The sequence below is a fragment of the Paenibacillus sp. MER 180 genome, from assembly GCF_023713665.1.
Lineage (GTDB): Bacteria > Bacillota > Bacilli > Paenibacillales > Paenibacillaceae > Paenibacillus_B > Paenibacillus_B suaedae.
On the sequence record NZ_JAMAVT010000010.1, the window covers coordinates 32,798 to 51,768 of the forward strand.

The 18,971-nt window shown below is 47.8% G+C and carries 18 protein-coding genes and 1 pseudogene; 11 read left to right on the forward strand and 8 right to left on the reverse strand.

All coding sequences use genetic code 11. The features are described from left to right. Nucleotides 1-66 precede the first annotated feature (66 nt). From M3661_RS17280 to yunB, 4 genes are all read left to right on the forward strand, one after another. A complete protein-coding gene (locus tag M3661_RS17280; RefSeq protein WP_065290684.1) occupies nt 67-876 on the forward strand; it encodes an alpha/beta fold hydrolase in 810 nt (269 codons plus the stop codon). 126 nt (nt 877-1,002) lie between these two features. After that, nucleotides 1,003-1,308, forward strand: coding sequence for a DMT family transporter (locus M3661_RS17285; protein WP_260612441.1), 306 nt, complete (start codon nt 1,003-1,005; stop codon nt 1,306-1,308). Between the two features lie 93 nt (nt 1,309-1,401). Beyond that, complete coding sequence (locus M3661_RS17290; protein ID WP_251487007.1) at nt 1,402-3,003, forward strand: S-layer homology domain-containing protein; 1,602 nt, start codon at nt 1,402-1,404, stop codon at nt 3,001-3,003. Between the two features lie 236 nt (nt 3,004-3,239). Further along, nucleotides 3,240-4,250, forward strand: a complete 1,011-nt coding sequence (gene yunB, locus M3661_RS17295) for a sporulation protein YunB (RefSeq protein ID WP_065290682.1) — start codon at nt 3,240-3,242, stop codon at nt 4,248-4,250. A 202-nt stretch (nt 4,251-4,452) separates the two neighbouring features. On the opposite strand, the gene M3661_RS17300 is transcribed toward yunB, so the two are convergent. Continuing rightward, the gene (locus M3661_RS17300) at nt 4,453-5,550 is read right to left on the reverse strand and encodes a M23 family metallopeptidase (protein ID WP_251487010.1); all 1,098 of its coding nucleotides are present in this window, start codon (nt 5,548-5,550) and stop codon (nt 4,453-4,455) included. Between the two features lie 157 nt (nt 5,551-5,707). Here M3661_RS17300 and lipA point away from each other — a divergent pair. Together lipA and M3661_RS17310 are read left to right on the forward strand one after the other, a co-directional pair. Beyond that, a pseudogene (lipA, locus tag M3661_RS17305) lies at nt 5,708-6,610 on the forward strand (lipoyl synthase); the annotation flags it as partial. Between the two features lie 186 nt (nt 6,611-6,796). Next, entirely contained in the window at nt 6,797-7,483 is a 687-nt protein-coding gene (locus M3661_RS17310; protein WP_285853078.1) for a YutD family protein, read from the forward strand. Nucleotides 7,484-7,624: 141 nt separating this feature from the next. Here the strand turns inward: M3661_RS17310 and M3661_RS17315 are convergent, their stop codons facing one another. Both M3661_RS17315 and ylbJ read right to left on the reverse strand, forming a co-directional pair. Then, entirely contained in the window at nt 7,625-8,461 is an 837-nt protein-coding gene (locus M3661_RS17315; RefSeq protein ID WP_021254271.1) for an NAD kinase, read from the reverse strand. Nucleotides 8,462-8,582: 121 nt separating this feature from the next. Then, the gene (gene ylbJ / locus M3661_RS17320; protein WP_251487013.1) at nt 8,583-9,872 is read right to left on the reverse strand and encodes a sporulation integral membrane protein YlbJ; all 1,290 of its coding nucleotides are present in this window, start codon (nt 9,870-9,872) and stop codon (nt 8,583-8,585) included. Nucleotides 9,873-10,405: 533 nt separating this feature from the next. Between ylbJ and M3661_RS17325 the strand changes: the two genes are divergently transcribed. Both M3661_RS17325 and M3661_RS17330 read left to right on the forward strand, forming a co-directional pair. Then, nucleotides 10,406-10,795 (forward strand): globin domain-containing protein, encoded by a 390-nt coding sequence (locus M3661_RS17325; protein ID WP_065290679.1) that lies wholly within the window; start codon nt 10,406-10,408, stop codon nt 10,793-10,795. Between the two features lie 101 nt (nt 10,796-10,896). Beyond that, nucleotides 10,897-11,601 carry a DUF2225 domain-containing protein gene (locus M3661_RS17330; protein WP_251487016.1) on the forward strand — a complete coding sequence of 235 codons (705 nt, stop codon included), beginning with the start codon at nt 10,897-10,899 and terminating at the stop codon, nt 11,599-11,601. 91 nt (nt 11,602-11,692) lie between these two features. Here the strand turns inward: M3661_RS17330 and M3661_RS17335 are convergent, their stop codons facing one another. Together M3661_RS17335 and M3661_RS17340 are read right to left on the reverse strand one after the other, a co-directional pair. Then, on the reverse strand, nt 11,693-11,923 hold the full coding sequence (locus tag M3661_RS17335) for a hypothetical protein (protein WP_065290677.1): 231 nt from the start codon (nt 11,921-11,923) through the stop codon (nt 11,693-11,695). After that, on the reverse strand, nt 11,920-12,099 hold the full coding sequence (locus M3661_RS17340; RefSeq protein ID WP_021254266.1) for a YycC family protein: 180 nt from the start codon (nt 12,097-12,099) through the stop codon (nt 11,920-11,922). The genes M3661_RS17335 and M3661_RS17340 overlap by 4 nt, the downstream gene beginning before the upstream one ends. A gap of 133 nt (nt 12,100-12,232) precedes the next feature. Between M3661_RS17340 and M3661_RS17345 the strand changes: the two genes are divergently transcribed. Beyond that, on the forward strand, nt 12,233-14,023 hold the full coding sequence (locus M3661_RS17345; protein ID WP_021254265.1) for a M3 family oligoendopeptidase: 1,791 nt from the start codon (nt 12,233-12,235) through the stop codon (nt 14,021-14,023). 63 nt (nt 14,024-14,086) lie between these two features. Beyond that, nucleotides 14,087-15,274, forward strand: a complete 1,188-nt coding sequence (locus M3661_RS17350; RefSeq protein WP_251487018.1) for an MFS transporter — start codon at nt 14,087-14,089, stop codon at nt 15,272-15,274. A 146-nt stretch (nt 15,275-15,420) separates the two neighbouring features. Here M3661_RS17350 and M3661_RS17355 read toward each other — a convergent pair whose 3' ends face one another. Next, a complete protein-coding gene (locus M3661_RS17355; protein ID WP_251487021.1) occupies nt 15,421-16,677 on the reverse strand; it encodes a methyl-accepting chemotaxis protein in 1,257 nt (418 codons plus the stop codon). A 228-nt stretch (nt 16,678-16,905) separates the two neighbouring features. On the opposite strand from M3661_RS17355, the gene M3661_RS17360 reads away from it, so the two are divergent. Further along, the gene (locus tag M3661_RS17360; protein ID WP_251487023.1) at nt 16,906-17,313 is read left to right on the forward strand and encodes an O-methyltransferase; all 408 of its coding nucleotides are present in this window, start codon (nt 16,906-16,908) and stop codon (nt 17,311-17,313) included. A 147-nt stretch (nt 17,314-17,460) separates the two neighbouring features. On the opposite strand, the gene M3661_RS17365 is transcribed toward M3661_RS17360, so the two are convergent. Next, nucleotides 17,461-17,694 carry an alpha/beta-type small acid-soluble spore protein gene (locus M3661_RS17365; RefSeq protein WP_005551150.1) on the reverse strand — a complete coding sequence of 78 codons (234 nt, stop codon included), beginning with the start codon at nt 17,692-17,694 and terminating at the stop codon, nt 17,461-17,463. Nucleotides 17,695-17,843: 149 nt separating this feature from the next. After that, a complete protein-coding gene (locus tag M3661_RS17370; RefSeq protein ID WP_251487025.1) occupies nt 17,844-18,809 on the reverse strand; it encodes an aldose 1-epimerase in 966 nt (321 codons plus the stop codon). Between the last annotated feature and the right edge of the window lie 162 nt (nt 18,810-18,971).

Below are 18,971 nucleotides of genomic sequence, written 5' to 3' on the forward strand. Positions count from 1 at the left end.
ACTCGCCATTACAATGAAGTGGCAAGGAGCATTATTGTGATTGATACAAGGAGGTAAGATGAAATCATGGCTTACTACATTAACGGTAACCGTCGGAATTATTACATTGAATTTGGGATCGGCCGTCCTGTCATCCTATTGCATGGCATCAGCAACTCCGGTCGCGCCTGGGCGCCACAGATTGCGCCGTTGGTCAAAGCGGGATATCGGGTGATTGTGCCTGACCACGCCGGGCATGGTGCTTCGGCAAGGCTCGACCGGCCATTGGGCGTATCTGATATTGCCATAGATGTGCTTGCGCTACTCGACTATCTTTCGATCGAAGCTACCGATATCATCGGCCTGTCACTGGGCGGGATGGTGGCGCTCGAGATTGCGCTCACACAGCCTCGGCGCGTCGGTAAACTAATCGTCGCTAACAGCTTCGATACGACGGCAACAGAGGAGTTCCGAAACATGGCTGAAGGATGGGCTAGAATGTTCCGAGGTGAGGACGGTCCAGTCAAGCGGTTTGAAGGCATCTGGCCTATGAATGTCAACGAAGCTTTCCGTGCCAGTGCGGAAGGGATGAGAACCTATCAGGTATGGCATGGGCTAGCAGCGACAGCCGACGGACAATCGCTCGCTTATGTGGCGGAGGGAATTGTCGGCTTCGATGCAATCATGCGTATGGACTCCCTTACCATGCCCGTCCTGTTCATTGCAGGCGAGCAGGATCGCATGTCACCGCCAGTTATTTCCCGCCGCATGTCGGATCGCGTTCCGAATGCGCGTTATGTCGAGATTCAGGGTGCCGCACATATTTCCAATGCGGATTCGGCTGCGGCATTCAATGAAGCTGTCATTTCCTTCTTTGGCGAAGTTCGCGGTCAATAAAGCGTGAAATCGTGAGACAATACGTCCTTTCCAAACTCCACAATCAAGGGCGGTGCATCCGCACACAGTAAGTGATCCGGCTTACCGAATGTCAATTGCAGAGGGGGTATATAATGTCTTGTTCTCATTCCAGCAAGCTTTTTAATGGAAAGTCCGTTAAGCATGGAGCTAACTCTCTCTCAAATCCTGTCCCTTCTTATTCTCGGAATATTTCATGCGGGAATCGTCTATATGATTTTTAACCAACTCATTAAACAATCCGGAGCTGCTTTTGCCTCATTAACTAATTATTTTGTTCCCGTGATAGGTGTTGTTCTCGGTACAATTTTGTTGGGGGATCAGTTTGATATGAATACGTGGCTAGCTTTATTTATCATATTGGTTTCGTTGCTTATTGGGAGTTTCGCGTCCTATAAACATACAAATATGTAATTTTCCATTATTTTAGTGGCTATTAAAGAGTCTTTTTTTGCTAGGATGGAAGATAGCGCAATCTATCATCTCTAGTAAAGTGAGGATATCGAAGTGACCTTTCGACGCAAAATTGTATTGTTAACGGCTGTGGCCGCGATGTTTATAACCGGAAGTTTGGCATGGGGAGAATCAAAGAGTGCAAGTTCAGGTTTGCCATTCGATGATATTGCTGGCATATACGGACAGCAGGATATTGTCACCTTATATAAGAAAGGCATTGTGAACGGGTCTGGTAATCGACGCTATGAACCGGAGAAATCTGTGACCCGAGCGGAGTTAATCAGCATGATCAATCGAATGTTTAATTTGCACCCCGTGGCAAGTGACATTTCTGCCTATGATGACGTGCCGCGCAGCGCTTGGTACTATGGTGCGGTTCAAGCTGGGTCATTGCTGCATTTGGTACAGGGAACAGGGGAGAGAAGCTTCCAGCCGCAGCAGCCTGTAACTCGCCAGGAAGCGGCTGCAATGATTGTACGTGCCTTCAAGCAATCAGCGATATCCGGCTCTGGAGTATTGTCTTATCCAGATTCATCGCGTATTGCGAAATGGGCAGTACCGTATGTAAGCATCATGCAAAAGCTGAACCTTATGACCGGTGACGATGAAGGGTTCCGGCCAAATGATCCGCTGACCCGGCAGGAGACGGCCGTCGTATTGAATCGGGCGCTTCAACGTCCTGATTGGTCGAAGGCTCTGACGAAGACCCCGCCGAAGCGCATCGAGATGGGATGGATGCATGAGCTTTCGACGCAGCAGTATATAGAGAAGGTTTCGGGCTCAACCGTTAATACATTATCGCCAAGATGGTATTTCCTTGATGCGAAGCAGACGGTTTCGGATCAAACCGACAAGGCGCTCCTATCGTGGGCGAAGCAGCATGGCAAGCAGGTGTGGGCGCTTGTAGGCAATCGCTTCAATGCGGATTTGACGCATCAGGTGCTTACGGATCCAACGAAGAAGAATGCGGTCATTGCGAAGCTGTCGGGCTTTGTGAAGACATATGGGTTAGATGGTTTAAATCTTGATTTTGAAAATGTGCGACCAGATGATAGACAGGCCTTAACCGTGTTCGTGTCGGAACTGGCGGCTAAGCTGCATCAACAGAAGGCAGTCCTATCTATTGATGTGTCTCCTGACTTGGGGACAGATTGGACGGAGGCGTTTGACTATGCAGCACTTGGCAAGTCTGCGGATTATATGGTGCTGATGAGTTACGATGAGCACTGGGACGGTGCGCCGAATGCGGGATCCGTGTCATCGCTGCCATGGGTGCAGCGCGCGCTGGATAAACTTGTGGAGTCGGTGCCGGCTAACAAAGTCATCGTAGCACTTCCCTTCTATACGAGAGATTGGGCGATCAAAGAAAAAGGTGTTACTTCCCGTGAAATGACATTGAATGAGCAAGGTGAGTTGCTTCGTTCCCGCAAGGTCAAATGGGATGACCGAACATCACAGTATATCGCTGACTTCATGGATCGAGGAATAAGACATCAAGTGTGGGCAGAAGAAAGCCGCTCCTTGAGTACGAAGTATGCAATGGCGAGCAAACGCAATGTGGCGGGATTTGCCTATTGGTATGTAGGTGCTGAGACGAACGATGTATGGAAGGCACTAGATAATCAGTGGAGATATTCTTCGTTAACATTTTGATACAGGTTACATGTACGTAGTAAATCGAATGGTGAATGAAAAAGTAATGGAGCAGATCGAAATTCTGACAACTATTTTTATCATTCATATCGAACGAGCAATCCGAATTAATCTGGTTGCTCGTTTTTTTGTCCTGCAATACATTACACGGTTGATTTCTTCTTTTTTCCCTCGGGCAAGCATACACTGAGAACGTACAGGCTGCTCGTTGCACCGACCGGAAGGGGGAATCGGATGTGAACAGGTGGCGTTCGAGCGGGTTCCGTGCGCGGCGATGGAGATGGCCGAAAATATCTTGGAGCAAACGCCGTCCAGGCTGGAGAGCGTCAGGGTGGCGTCCACGGCCGAGGATGCCAGTTGCAAGTCAATCAGAAGCCAAAAATGTATCAACAGGCTGGAGCAGCAGACAAGCGAAGCCGAAGCGAAAACGCAGAGCCTTCTTCATTGCGCTCGTTATTTTCACCCTATTGACAGTGCAATTGTTCGTCTACGTGGATAGAAATGTGAAGGGGCCGCTCATGCATTTGGCTAAAATTCGTGTAAAGCAAATTGCGACGCAGGCCATTAACCGAGCGATTACCGATCAGGTGATGCGTGGGCGAGAACTCGATAAGCTGATTGAATGGAAAACCGATTCACGCGGTAAAGTGACAAGCTTCGTCTTGAATTACAACGAGCATATGCGGATTACCTCTGAAACGGTAGATATTGTAGAGTCCTCGCTCAAGAATATTCATGAAATCAGTGACAAGATTCCGCTTGGTCAAGCGCTGGGCAGTCCACTGATCGCTTCCTTCGGCCCACGGATACCGGTTAAGATGGAGCCGCAGGGTGCGGTTAAGGTGGAGTTGAATACCCGCCCTATGGACGTTGGCATCAATATGGTACTGGTTGAGGTGTATATCAAGGTGACGGAAGAGGTCGCGATTGTCATTCCATTCGATCTGGAGCCTGAAGTGGTTGAAACTCAAATTCCAATCTCCTATTTGCTCGTCGTAGGGGATGTTCCAATGTACTATTATGATGGCAAGGGCCAGCCAGTGGGAGCGAATCGGGAGAAAGCCCCTGCCTTGTCGCTGCCTATGCAGTCGGTTCCAAGCAGCGGAGGAAGCGGGAGTATTACTTCCGGCAGCAAGCAGGAAGGGATAACAGTTCCAGCACAGACGGAAACGCATGCTGATCCGACAGCTCCGGCCGAGACTGGTGATGTGCAGCAGCATGGCGGTAACGGCAATACTGGATCGTGATCGGATTATGGCGCACAAAGATATGAAATGAAAAGTATGATGAGGCTGTAAGCGATAAAAAATCAATTCTGTATGATAAAGGGCGCATGCATCTGTATCAGATGTGTAATGGAATGTGTATGGGATTCGTATATGAAGAAGGGGCACATTCATCGGTACGGCCGAAAGATGTGCCCTTTTTGCCTTATTTAGAACCCAATCGTTAGCGCCGCTTGGAATTCAGCCGCTTGCGCTTATCGGATTGTTCCCACTGGTACAGAAGCGGGTACGGATCGAACGCGTACTCGACTAAGCCGCGATCGCGATATACGCCATAGTGGAGATGCGGAGGGAACTTGCCTGATGTGCCAGGCTTGCCATATCCAGAGCTGCCAACCCATCCTACTGTCTGACCTGGGGTGACGATATCGCCAACCTTAATATGTTTTTCATAACCAGAAAGGTGGGCGTAATAATGATAAATGTTATTCAGATCACGTATGCCGATCCGCCAGCCGCCGTAACGGTTCCAGCCTTTCACCTCAACGATGCCATAGCAGGTGCTGCGCACAGGAACCCCATATCCGGCAAAGATATCGGTGCCTTCATGAATACGATATCCCCCGTAATGCCGTCCCATTCCAAAAGTACTTCGATATGAATAGGAGCTTCCAAGAGGCAATGGGAAAGTATACTCGAACAGATCTACCTTATCGAAATGCTCGAAAATCCGCGCATACTGCTGGACACGCTGAACAGCACGTGGATTGGAATAATAATGCCACAGTCCATTGCCGAAATCTTCGACATTAGGCCCATAGGCTCCAATGATCGAAGCGACGCTGTAGAGCAAGTCCACATCATTCGAGGCGTCCGCACGATTGTCCCCGGAACCGTCGCGTCCAATACCTCTAAAGATAGATATCGACTTCGGGTTGTCATCATTGATATCCGGGTTCAGCATGCCAGCCCATTTACGGGGATCCACATATACGCCTGTTAGTCGATCTGGATGTTTACGCTGTTTTGGGTTGGCTTTGGTCAACGCCCGCTCGTACTGGTCGATGGCAGCTAATCGGTACCAGGGGATTCCGGTCAGTATCGACATTTGCTCATATAAATTTCGACGCTCTTTCCATACATCCCCTGCCGGGGATGGTGCCTGACCAGAATCTTTGGCAGCTCCAGACTGCTGGCTAGACTGAATCTTCTGCTGCTGTGAACCAGACGGAGCGGCATGAACCGACACCGCCGAATGTGGTGTCATCAGCCCCAGCCATAAGGCAAGTCCTGCACATAGATAAGATGGAGCTTGTCTCATGTCTTCATTTCCTCCTTATTCCATACCTGAAAAGGTTGATTTAATGTTAGAATGTGCGTAAATGGCCTTTTTATCCAAGCAATGGACACGTAGGTATAGATTTTGAAGGGTTCATGGTATAATACAGAATTAGGTCAAGGTTAAGCGAACAAGAAGGAAGGTAGACTCCATGAAAACGAGAGAGCAGAAGCAGAAACCAGATTGGATACGCATCAAGCTGACTACCGGAGAGAACTATTCCGAGATTAAAGATATGATGCGCTCCAAAACGTTGCACACCGTGTGCGAGGAAGCACGTTGTCCGAACATTTATGAATGTTGGGCAAATCGTACGGCGACGTTTATGATTTTGGGAGACATCTGCACTCGTGCTTGCCGCTTCTGTGCGGTCAATACCGGCATGCCGACGGAATTAGACTTGCAGGAGCCAGAACGCGTAGCAGAAGCTGCAGAGCGCATGGGCTTGCGCCATTGTGTCGTTACATCCGTAGCCAGAGACGATTTGAATGATGGAGGAGCATCAATCTTTGCAGAGACGATCCGGGCGCTACGTCGCCGGTTGCCACTCTGTAGTGTGGAAGTGCTTATCCCGGACTTTATGGGTAATTGGGATGCACTTAAGTTGGTTATGGACGCAAAGCCAGACATTCTCAATCATAACGTCGAGACGGTAGAACGGTTGTCCGACCGTGTACGTGCGAAGGCGAAGTATGAACGCACACTTGAATTGTTGAAGCGTGCGAAGGAAATGCAGCCGAACATTCCTACGAAATCCAGCATAATGCTTGGCGTAGGGGAAGAATGGGATGAAATCTTGCAGACAATGGACGATCTTCGCGCCGTTGATTGCAACATTATGACAATTGGACAGTATTTACAGCCGACGAAGAAACACTTGTTCGTTGAGAAATATTACACTCCAGAACAATTTGCAGAGCTGAAGAACGAAGGATTGAAGCGTGGGTTCAGCCATGTGGAATCGGGACCGCTTGTCCGCAGTTCCTACCATGCGCATGAACAAGTCCAGTCCGCTCATAAGTCCATGGCTACACAAGCGTAATCGTGTTGTTAGCCGCTGGCGATGAGACGGAGTTCGCCTAAAGAGTGACCGTTCGAGAAGCCGATGTTCAGCAGCGGGAAGAATGCATCATCTACTCGATGTCCCAGTCTCCTTACAAGTTGCTAGCGACTTGTAAGGAGCAGCGGCGGCAATCGGGAGGAGAGGGAGCATGCAGGCCTCTATGTTATGGGAACAACCTCGATAAAGCGCGCTCCTCCGTTCGTGCTTGAGCCTGCTGCGGCAGGGGAAGGGGGAATCACGGACGTGATTCAAATTGGAGGCAGATCGTACGAAATCATTCATGAGTACAAGAACGCATGGAATCCGGAAGCATTCAAGGGTCGCTATAGCGAAGTACTAGAACGGTATGATTACATTCTAGGGGATTGGGGATACAATCAGCTTCGCCTCAAAGGCTTCTTCCGTGACACTCATGCGAAATCCACTAAGGATAGCGCCTTGTCCGGAATGATGGATTACATTAATGAATATTGCAATTTCGGATGCGCCTATTTCATATTGGAGAGGGTAGGCAACAAGGATGTCCGTGTAAGGACTGCTGGAGATCAGGGTGATGAAGCAGAACAAGAAGGTGCAGCAGCATTGGAAGCGCCTACTGCGGATTTGCCGCCGCAGCAACCGAAGCAGGGGATCGTACTCCAGCCGAAGCAAAATAATCAGGATGCTGCAGCGGAACCAGCTGCGAAGCCATCCTCGTCTGAGCGTAAGCCTCGTCATTCGCGCAATCGCAATAAGCAGAATCATGGCAAAGGCGGTACACCGAATCAGGCAGGTGTGCAGCCACGACCTGCTGCGGAATCGAAGGAACGGGCAGAGCGGGTAGAACGCGCACCTAAAGAAGTGCGTTCCTAAGCGGACACAGTATAATACCATAGTAGATGGACTTACCGGCACCGCTTCTCATCTGTTCAAGACGAGAAGCGGTGCCGTTTGCATGAATAGGACATAGCAATGCCCGCCGTCCAGTGAACAGCGGGCATTGTGAAGTTGAACTTATACGTTATAACAGCCGTGCTCGTCATATCCGAGGAAGGCTTCACGCACCCGATTCCAGAACGGGAATGGACGATAGCGAATAAATGTTACCTTCTGATCGGCGACTCTACAGCGTATGGAGCACAGCTGCTCCAACGGAATGTTGATATGATCAACCGTCAGGAGCAATTTCTGCTTCTTCTGAGAATGGATGTCGCAATGATGATGCTTCGGCAAAATAAGCGACGATCCAAGCGTACGATACACACGGTTGTTGATGGATGAAATCTCAGCAAGTTGAATCGATGGGATCGAGGGATGAACCATAGCCCCGCCGAGACTCTTATTGTAAGCTGTACTTCCAGACGGAGTAGATACGCACACCCCATCTCCACGGAACATTTCGAACAGTTCGTCATTAATATCAATTTGAGCGACGAGCGTATTTTCTACCCCTTTAAGCGTAAACTCATTCAATGCGATGTATGTCTTGTTGGAGCCGTTGTCATGAGTAGCGACTTGCAGCTCAATTAGCGGATACTTGACGATGCGCGGTGATATTTGATCTTGAGTTCGATTATCTGCAATCAACTGAACGAGCATCTCAATTTCATCTGGCTTCCAATCCGCGTAAAACCCGAGGTGGCCGGTATGGATGCCAACAAATGCAAGTTGATCAAGCTGATCGATGTATCGATGGAACGCTTGAAGCATCGTGCCGTCTCCGCCTATGGATAATACAATATTCGGTTCGTCATCATCACGTACTAGGCCCCGATCGTTGGCCAGTTGGTGGAACGTGTCAGCTAATGCGGCAGATACGTCGTCTCCCCGGTTCATTACTGCGTACTTCAAGGCGTTGGCTCCTTTGCACTGCTTTTCATTAAGATTTATAACGAAGTATATCCAATTCCATATTATACGTTCCACATCTGGAATACAATCGCCATTTCATCTGAAGCAGATTACCGTTCCCTTATCTGCCCATTCGATGGAAGTATCGCAGCAATCCAACAGCCGCTGATCCGATGCTCAATATAATGATAATGGCGAAGGCTGCTAGAAGACCAGTATGTGTGGCTGACCATGCTGTATTCCATACTTTCGTTGGGATTATGCTGTTGTCTAAGTCAGACAGCCACGTAGGGAGCAAGGATTGTATCGTTCTTGTATGGAGCAGCGGATACAGGATAAAAGCGGCGAATGCGGCAAGGAAGCTGTGAATGAGTCTGGAAACAAAGAAAGGAATATATCGTAAATCGCACTGATTCATAATACTTACGATTTGGGCATGGACGGACAATCCGCCCCATGACAAAATCCAAGCTGCGGCTACCACTTGTGCATGAGTGCCAGCTGAGTCCGCGGCTCCAGCGCCCTTAGCGCCAAGAGTGACCTCAAATATTCCACCGGAAAAGGCGGAAGAGAGGGAGCCGGGGAGTTGAACAGTCTGAAGCAGCCCTTGCAGCACAGTCTCCCATACACGCATAACCCCAATTGCGGACAGTAAGTCCATCGCAACGGAGAAAAAGACAACCAGCCCTCCTACAACGATCATAAGCTTTAAAGAAGAGGCAACAGCCTCCTGCAATAAGGTGCCGAGGGAGCGGCCATCCTTCTGCCTTGCCTCATGCATGGCCCAGAAGGCGCGGACAACGAGGGGAGTCTGCCTGACACGCTTCGTCTGTCCATGGGAGGAGATCGGCTCGACAGCTGCTGCTATGGGTGTCATAGGAGCATGCGGAGCATGGAATCGCATTAATAGCCCGACGACAAATGCCGCTCCGTAATGAGCAAGTGCAATCGTAAGAGCTAGGCTGGCGTCTCCGAAAAATCCGATGGATACAGCACCTATTAGAAATATAGGATCGGATGACGTGGTGAAGGCGACGAGGCGCTCCCCTTCTTCACGGGAAATGAACCTCTGCATTCGCAGCTGAGTAGTGAGCTTGGCTCCAACAGGGTAACCGGATGCATACCCCATTGCGACCACAAACCCGCCGATTCCAGGAATGCGGAACATCGGGCGCATGATTGGATCAAGCAAGGTGCCAATGAAGTGTACAATGCCGAAACCAAGCAGAGCTTCGGATATAATAAAGAACGGGAGCAAGGATGGGAACAGGACGTCCCACCAGATGGCCAATCCCCGTGTCGAAGCGGATAATACGGTGTCAGGATATATGATCATTAATAAAATGAAGAGACCAATCGTTGCTGCGATGAGTACAATCTGGATGGAGGAGCTTGTCCGAGAGCGGCTCATTGTATATTCACTCCCTCTACTTCTTCAGTCAATGGGACGACCACTGCAATACAACATATGATAAAGGGACAACAATCATGCTGTTCACCTTCAGAACAGCGCTGTGATGATACAATTCTGTCTTTATTCTGTAATCAAAACGTAAAGGAAACGCTTGCATTTATCCGTGTCATTTCGGGAAGCATTATGGTACACTAAAAATACAAGAAAGATGAAATGCGTATCCGATCGTTAGGGGTGATTGGTGTGAGCATTATTGCAGGCATCCTTGTTTGCGCTTTTGTTTATGTCATTCGGGAATCGTTAATGGGATCACCAGAAGAAGATTGGTAAAGACAAGGTAAGAAGAGACTACAACTACGGCCAGACGCTGAACAGATGCTCAGCGTTTTTTTGTGCTTATTTGCGCGTTCACCATTCATTTGATTGAAACTTCTGCTCGTTTGTAATAAAGTGTTGAACAAGGACTACTTTATTGACGAAATGCTGGCTGTTGATGGCAGTCGCATGATGGAGAATAGATAGGAGCGATTATGGAACGGTACAGTCAAACAATATATGAGGCGATCGGCGGAGAGGCGACGGTTCGGAAGATGGTGGAGGCTTTCTATCCACGAGTCCAGGCTCATCCTTTGCTTGCGCCACTATTCCCAGAGGATATTATGCCGGTAATGGAACGACAATTCATGTTCTTGACGCAGTTTTTCGGAGGACCATCTCTCTACTCTGATCAGTTCGGACATCCAATGATGCGTGCACGTCATCTACCATTTCCGATAACGCGTGATCGTGCAGATGCATGGTTAGGCTGCATGCGGGAAGCGCTTCATGAGATTGGAATGGAGCCAGGGCTGGCAACGATGGTTATCGATCGCTTATCGGGCCCAGCGTATCACTTTATTAATACGAATGATGAGGCTTAATTCCTTGTTCAAATAGAACGGCTCATGTATTCCATAATAGATTCGTTTTCATGGACTTCGTGCGACTCACATAATCGATCAGCAGAAAAGAGGAACGATTTATGGAGGTTGAACCGCTTTTTACGGTGAAGGTAGGCTGTCCGTACTGTGAACAGGTATTTGTTACTTCGCGTGTACGGCCTCGCTTCAAGAAGCCCTCACGCATTGACAGTGATTTTTGTACGCATTATGACGAGGGCAAGGTGAATCCGGACTATTATGTAGTTCGGGTATGTCCTTCATGTGGATGTGCATCCACAGAAAATTCCTTAAAACATTGGTACGAGCCGCAGCGTAGGAAGTTCGAAGCACGCATCGCGAACCAGTGGAAGAACCGTGATTACGGTGGCGAGCGGACTTGGGAGGATGCGCTTGCAACGTACCAGCTGGCTCTGTTAACAGCTCAGACTATTGGCGAGAGCCATCGTGTGGTTGCTGGTCTTCTTCACCATATCGCATGGTTGTATCGATATCGCAATGATGTGGTAGAAGAGCGTCGATATATGCAATATGCACTTGACGCCTATGTTGCCGTGCTGGAGCAGGAGTGGCGCGATCAGAACGATGCGCGGCTCATTTTTATTATCGGGGAGCTGTATCGCAGATTAGGCGAATTCAATGAGGCTGTGAAATGCTTCAGTAAAATTATTCATGATAAAAGGATCATGGATGCGGCAATGATCCGAGCTGCTAGAGAGCAGTGGACATTAATTCGTGAGGAAATGAGAGAAGCAACTGAAAACGCTACATCAAGTATGGCCGATTGAATGAGGAGACAAGAAGACGTGTATCCGGCAGAAGTGGGGTACACGTCTTTGTCTTGACCAGTGAAAATCAATCCTCACTGATCCATGCATTCTATCGAATCGCGCGGTCTGCGAGCAAATAATCGTTATCCGCGTCGACGATGACGAGGCGGTTGCGACAACAAGGGAATACAAGGAGCCGTTTCTTGCCGTCATGGATATCAGGAAGCTCATTTGGCTTAATGGGAAGAAGGACATTGTCTTTCTTACAAAACGGGCAGGTTGATATATACAGGTCGCCCATTAGCTGATCATACGGCAGTGTATTTTCAAATGGTATCATTCCTTGGTGCTCTCCGATGTTTGTTCTGTGCCAGAAGGACTCTGTTCTGCCTTGTTAAGCTCGGCAAGCTTCTGTATAAGAATGTGCTGCGGCATATGCATGAGCTGCTCTAAGGGGACATTAAGCGCCTTAGACAGTTTGACAGCGGTGTCTGCGGAGATTGGTAATGGTCTCATCTCACGTTCCTCCCTATGCGAGTTCCTATAAATTTTGATATAGTTTAGTTATACACGGTCAAGGTGCAAAACTCAAACTTTGCAAGGTTGAATAGGTGTGGACAAATTAAGCCAATTGAAAGGTGTGTGCACGATGAAACAACCGTTAAGTCAAACGTGGGATTTGGATGTTATTTTTGAAGGTGGATCAGAATCTGAAGCACTTCAGGCTGCACTGTCTTCCGGTGAACAGAAGATCTCTTCGATCACGAGTGAGCTTAAGGCAATGGCTATTCCTCAATCTGTTGAGGAGGCACGACAGCTTGCCAAATTGACTGAACAGCTTCAGCAGTTGATTGCAGAGTTACGTGAGGCAGGTGCTTACATAGGGTGCTTGACGGCACAAAATGTAAAGGATAAGAAAGCGATTCAATTATCCGACCGTGTACGTACAATCGGTGCCCGACTGGTTACTTTGGATACGCTGTATGATGAGCTTTTGCGCGGCATGGATGAGCAAGTATGGTCTGAATTTGTTGCACTGCCTGAAATTGCAGGCATTCGTTTCAATTTGACTGAACGCCGAGAATGGGCAAAGGAGAAAATGTCACCGGAGAAGGAAGCGCTTGTTGGGGATTTGGCAACAGATGGTTATCACGGATGGAGTGCCAACTATAACACTATCGTATCCCATTTCCGTATCAAGCATGAAGAGAATGGGGAGACAGTGCTTCTTTCTGCAGGACAAGCTGACAACAAGTTGTCTGATGCTGATCGCTCGGTACGCGAGGACATGTTCGCGAAGTGGGAAGAAGCATGGGAAGAGCGTGCGGACTACTGTGCTGACGCCCTTAACCGAATTGCAGGCTTCCGCTTGAAACTGTATGAGAACCGTGGCTGGAACGAAGTGTTGAAGGAGCCCCTTGCCTACAACCGGATGTCGCAGGCGACGCTGGATGCAATGTGGGATACGATCGTTCGCAATAAGCAGCCGTTCGTGAAATATTTGGAGCGAAAAGCAAAGCTGCTTGGTGTAGAGAAACTCACATGGTGTGATGTAGAAGCTCCACTCGGCGACACGCAATCCAAGATTTCTTACGATGAGGGTGCGCGTACGATTGTCGAGCAATTCGAGAAGTTCAGCCCGCGTATGTCCAAGTTCGCAGTGAATGCATTCGAGAAGCGCTGGATCGAAGCGGAAGATCGCTCTGGCAAGCGTCCAGGTGGGTTCTGTACGTCGATGCCTGTTAGCAAAGAAACGCGTATATTCATGACTTATGCCGGCACACCATCGAACGTGTCCACCCTTGCCCATGAGCTTGGACATGGTTATCATACGCATGTGATGGAGGATCTTCCTACATTTGCAAAGTCATATGCGATGAACGTAGCAGAGACGGCTTCCACTTTTGCCGAGATGATCGTATCTGACTCTGCGGTGAAGCAGGCGAAGAATGAGCAAGAGAAGTTGACACTGCTGGAAGATAAGCTTCAGCGGTCAATTGCGTTCTACATGAATATCCATGCGCGCTTCCTGTTCGAGACTCGCTTCTACGAGAAGCGCAAGCAAGGCGTATTGTCCTCTGAGGAACTATGCTCGCTTATGGAAGAGGCACAGAAGGAAGCGTTCTGTGGTGCACTTGATTCGTACCACCCGCACTTCTGGGCGTCTAAGCTGCATTTCTACATGACGGGTGTGCCGTTCTACAACTTCCCTTACACATTCGGTTACTTGTTTAGTACGGGATTGTATGCGCGAGCTCTGCAAGAAGGCGAATCCTTCGCAGCGAAGTACGATGCATTGCTGAGGGATACAGCGGTAATGACGGTAGAGGATCTTGCACAGAAGCACCTTGGCGTAGATTTGACGAAGCCAGATTTCTGGCAATCGGCGATAGATGTGACATTGCAAGACGTGGAATTGTTCCTGCAAATGACTGAATAATTTAGAGTGACAACGGATAGACCGTGCAAGTTAAATGAGGCTTACATAGAAAGGAAAAACAACTTGGCGACATCAACTAGGCTTCTTAAGCTGTTCCATGCTTTGTTTTACTCAACGAATGCCGTTCTGCTTTCTTATTTGCCGCTTCTATTGCGGGAGCGGGGTTTCGAACCGTTTGAAGTAGGCACCATATTAATGTTGGGGCCTTTTCTGGCGATGTTTGCACAGCCTGCCGCAGGTCTGATTAGCGACCGCATCCGAAAGGTTCGCCCGCTACTAATCGGCTTGTGGATTGTATTGGGAATATCAGCGTCATTAGCTTTTTTGACAACGGATCGTATCCTTGTCGCGGTAAGTATTCTGATTTTGTATATTTGCTATCTTCCATCGATTTCATTGCTTGATACGTTAACAGTTAAAATAGCCAATTCTATGCAGCAATCATATGGAGCTGTTCGCCTTTGGGGTTCAGTTGGCTTCACCATAACGGCTGTAACGCTAGCACAGGTATTTGATTTGGTGGGCGGAGTGGATTCACTGTTCTGGATGTATTTGCCGGTCTGGTCCAGCTTTTTTATCGGCATGTTCTTTTTGAAGGAACCGAGATATGATGATGGCGAGCCGGATGAAGCGGTGACCATGACCATTTTGAAAAAGGCGCTCACCATTCCTTCCTTGCTTGTATTGCTTGCTCTTATTTTCGTCATCGGGATGCCCCACCGGATGAATGATGCGCTGCTATCGCTGCATATGAGCGATTTGGGCGCAACCTCCGGGCAGGTATCGATTGCATGGGCTGTTGCAGGATTCAGTGAAGTTTTTGGCTTCATCATTATGGGACGAATCATGAAGCGTTATCGAATGTTGACATTGCTTTCCGCCGTAGGCATGCTATATGCGCTTCGATGGCTGCTGTATTCCATAACGACGGAGCCGGTGATGCTAATCGTACTGCAAGGACTGCATTCGATTACGTATGCTTGCTTCTGGGCCTTAGCAATCGAATTCGTAGTGCAGCTTCTCCCGCAGAAATTAGCAGCTACAGGACAATCGCTGCTCGGTATGGTGTTCTTTGGCTTGTCCGGATTAGCAGGAGGAGTTATTGGCGGAGCACTGCAGGAATCGTATGGCGGTAATGTCATGTACAGCATTGGTTTTGTCCTTGCCCTTCTTGGAACATTTGGCTTCATGTTGTGGAACCGCAAGGATCGCAAGCGCACACTTGCAGTTGAACAAGAAGCAACCGTATAACTTGTATAATGGAATTGGAAATTAAACTTATCATTTACAGTGCTGAATAGCTGTAAGGTAGGTAAATAGGTAATCCAATAACAGCGGGGCAGCCCTTAGTAGCATTCTACTAGTGGCTGCCCCGTTTGTTTTGGTTATATGCAATATTAGAATTTGAATACTTGAATCGTGCGCTGCAGCTGGATCACCTTTTGCTGCATTTGCTCCGTAGCATCGGCCATCGCTTGGACGGATGTAATTTGTTCATTCATAGAAGCAGATACTTGCTCTGTTCCCGCAGCAGATTGCTGTGTAATTGCTGAGATGTTCTCGATGGAGCTTGAAATGTTTACAGCTCCCTCCAGCATCGTATCACTTTCATTCGCGAAGGCGGCAATTTGTTCGGTAATAAATTGAATGCTATCTACAATTTCTAGGAAGATGCGCTCTGTTTCTTTAATTAATTCCGTTTGGGCGTGAACGACCTCTTCATTGACTTGAATATTCGTAATTGCCTGGCGGATGCCTGACTCAATGCTTTTCACCAGAGTAAATACTTCCTTCGTCGAAGCGGAAGATTCTTCAGCAAGCTTGCGAACCTCCTGTGCGACGACTGCGAAGCCACGGCCATGCTCGCCAGCACGTGCCGCCTCGATAGAGGCATTAAGGGACAATAAATTCGTCTGCTCAGCAATGTCAGAGATGGTGCGTGTAATTTTGGAGATGCCATCTGCTTGTCGTGCAAGTTCCTCAATTGTCGAAGCTACTTGATCAGTTGCCTCGATGTTGCGCTGCATGCCTGCGCTTTGTGTCTCGACTGCCGTTCTTCCCTTAGCAACGAGACCGACTGTAAGGGCAGAGCGCTCATTCATTTCCTTCGTAGAGTATGTATAGGACTCAACCTTCTGCTCAATTTGCTTGACGGAATCCGACATCGATGCGACATCTTCGGAGATTTCCGCTGCTCCAATCGCAAGTTCATTTGATGAAGCTGTCACCTGTTCCATAACGAGCTTTAAATTGTGGTTCATATGATACATTTCTCTGCTTGATTCGGATACGTGCCGCGTAATATCGGTCGTTTGGCGTAAAATTTCACGAAGCTTAATGATCATAGAATTAAAAGCATGCCCTAACTCGCCAAGTGAATCATTCGTTGTCACGTTCAACGTTTGGGAGAAGTCACCCTTCGATACTTGCAGGGCTGACTGGGCAATGTCTTTGATCGGGGCACTCAATGAACTTTCCAGAAAGTTAATAATGGGATAGCTACCACCGATTAGAATGGCGATAATGATTATCCCGGTTGTAAGCGATACATCAGCTAGGAGTAGGACTATTGTCGCTAATGCGAATAGGCCGACGATACTGTAACAGCCGAACAGCAGCTTTTGTTTGAAGTTTAACTTGTAGAACCAGTTCATAGGACCGCTCCTTTCCCCTGTCATGCCAAAATTTAGAATTTGAAATCATTATAGCATCGGCTGTGAGGATGGTCTATGAAAATGTTAGTAAATTCAACACGATTAGACGAAATTCGTCAAGACGATTTTGCATGATGTAAAAATGTGTTGATTAAAGGAAAATAATCCCTTATACTGTGACTAAAGAACCATAAAATTGAAGCTAAGCTTCTGTCAAAATAGGGAGGAATGAATAAGATGAAGTCTGTCTCGATTCCATTAGCTAGGCAAATAAGCCTAGTTTTTGAGAAATTAGAATCAGAGCTGATTGGTTTGACAGGTGGAACAATTGTAGTTTGTCTTCGCAATGATATCATTGGGAAATTCGGTGTGAAGCACGATGCGTTGGAAAGCTGTGCTGGTGAACTAAAGCCGATTCGACAAGGATTGTCGAGGCAGCAGATTGCCCAATTTCTGCAAACGGCGATTGATGCGCTGAAACATAAAAAGCATTGGACGCATGGGGAGATTGTGTACGATTTTACAGTTAGGCATGGGGAGCTGCATGTCAGCACATGGTTTGAATCGAATCATAATATGGTTCATATTTTGGATAAGAAGGAAGAGAATCTACATACTTACAGAAATGTATCTTAATGTGTTCATTTGCAATTGTCGAATGTTATTTGTAAATAAGAAAGCAGGAGTCCCTTCTAACACCAGTTGGTTGTAGTAGGACGTCCTGCTTTTTTTCGTAAGTATGGGGTGTTGCGTAACTAGCTTAAAAAGGTTCAACAGCTAAGCTTAGCGAGCGCGGCCAGCCAATTGCTGTTCAGCAATTTGTACAAGACGCTTCGTGATGTAGCCTCCGATGGAGCCCATATCGCGAGAAGTATAGTTACCGTAGTAACCATCTTGAGAAATTGGAATACCCAATTCTTGAGCAATCTCAAATTTCATTTGTTGAAGTGCTGCTGTTGCTTGAGGAACAACGAGATTGTTGGAACGGCTTCCGCTTCCTTGTTGTTGATTTGGCATGTTGTTCACCTCCTTGTGATAGTTATTATGGAGAGATAGAGATGAAATATGCGAGAGGAAGTGCTCGTTGTGAAATGTAAATAATGCCAAGTTGTCCTGATCTGGCAATCGTGGGAGGAACGCAAAAAGGAGGCTTGTCGCCTCCCCTGTTATGGATGTTGGATTTCAAGCTCTAAGTTGAGGATAACTGGCTTGTTCGGCTCAAGTTCAATCAAACCTGTAACCTCATTGCCGAATGGAAGATTTGGCGCATCAGGAAGCCAAGTATAAGGCTCTATGCAGATAATTTCATTCGCAGTGCCTCGAGTGTAGAGAACCCAATGCTTGAACCAGGGCTCATTGCCTGTATAGCGGATACGATAACCGTCTTCGCGGGACAGCCAAGCTTCAGGCTTATGCTCGCCTATGCTGAATACCGTATCGAAGTCGGTTCCTTCTAAGTTCATTCCGGTGAGCAGCTTCTCGTTATCACCTAGAGGCAACGTATTTCCTGTCATAATAAGCTCTTCGTCCAGCTCATACACACCTGTAACAGGAACCTGCAGGGTCCAGCGGTTCGGTTCGCCATCAAGTTGTAACCACGTATGTGTTCCGAAGCCAAATGGTGCAGTCTGCCCACCAACGTTGGTTACTTGCAATTGTTGTGTCAGTTGGCTTCCCTTCAATTCGTAAGTAAGCTCGAATTGGAGAGGTGTTGGATATTGCTCCATCCAGTGCTTATCTTCTGAAGAATGGAACTGAACCGTGACGATAGCGTGATCTTCGGTTGCTTCGGCAGATGTAACTTGCCACGATTGCAAACGATGCAAGCCGTGAATGTGATTGTTGTTGGCTGTGTTCTGATCAAACTGATAGGACACTCCTGCATATTGGAATTGTCCGCGGCGTATCCGTCCAGGCGGCATAAGCATAGGGATGCCGAAGTGGTAAGGTTTGGTCATATAATAATCCAGATCGCTCTCAGCTGGCGTACGCAAAATATCGCGTTCAAGCACTTTGTCCCACAGACGAATGAGATTAGCGCCTAGGGAAGGCAGCAATGTTGCCTCAAGCGTGTCACTGTGAAGAATAACTGTCTCATGATCGTTCCATTTGCCTCTCGTAATCTGATACATGCGAATTGCCCCTTTGCTCGTGAAGTTATGTAATGGTTTGTTATTTTCATGATAGCAAATTCACGCATTAAAGTCATTGAAGCACACAAGGTCTAATTCAAGCGGGTGATAAAGGGCACGAGATAGATTGACAAATACAATGATCTTCGCTATCCTTATGGC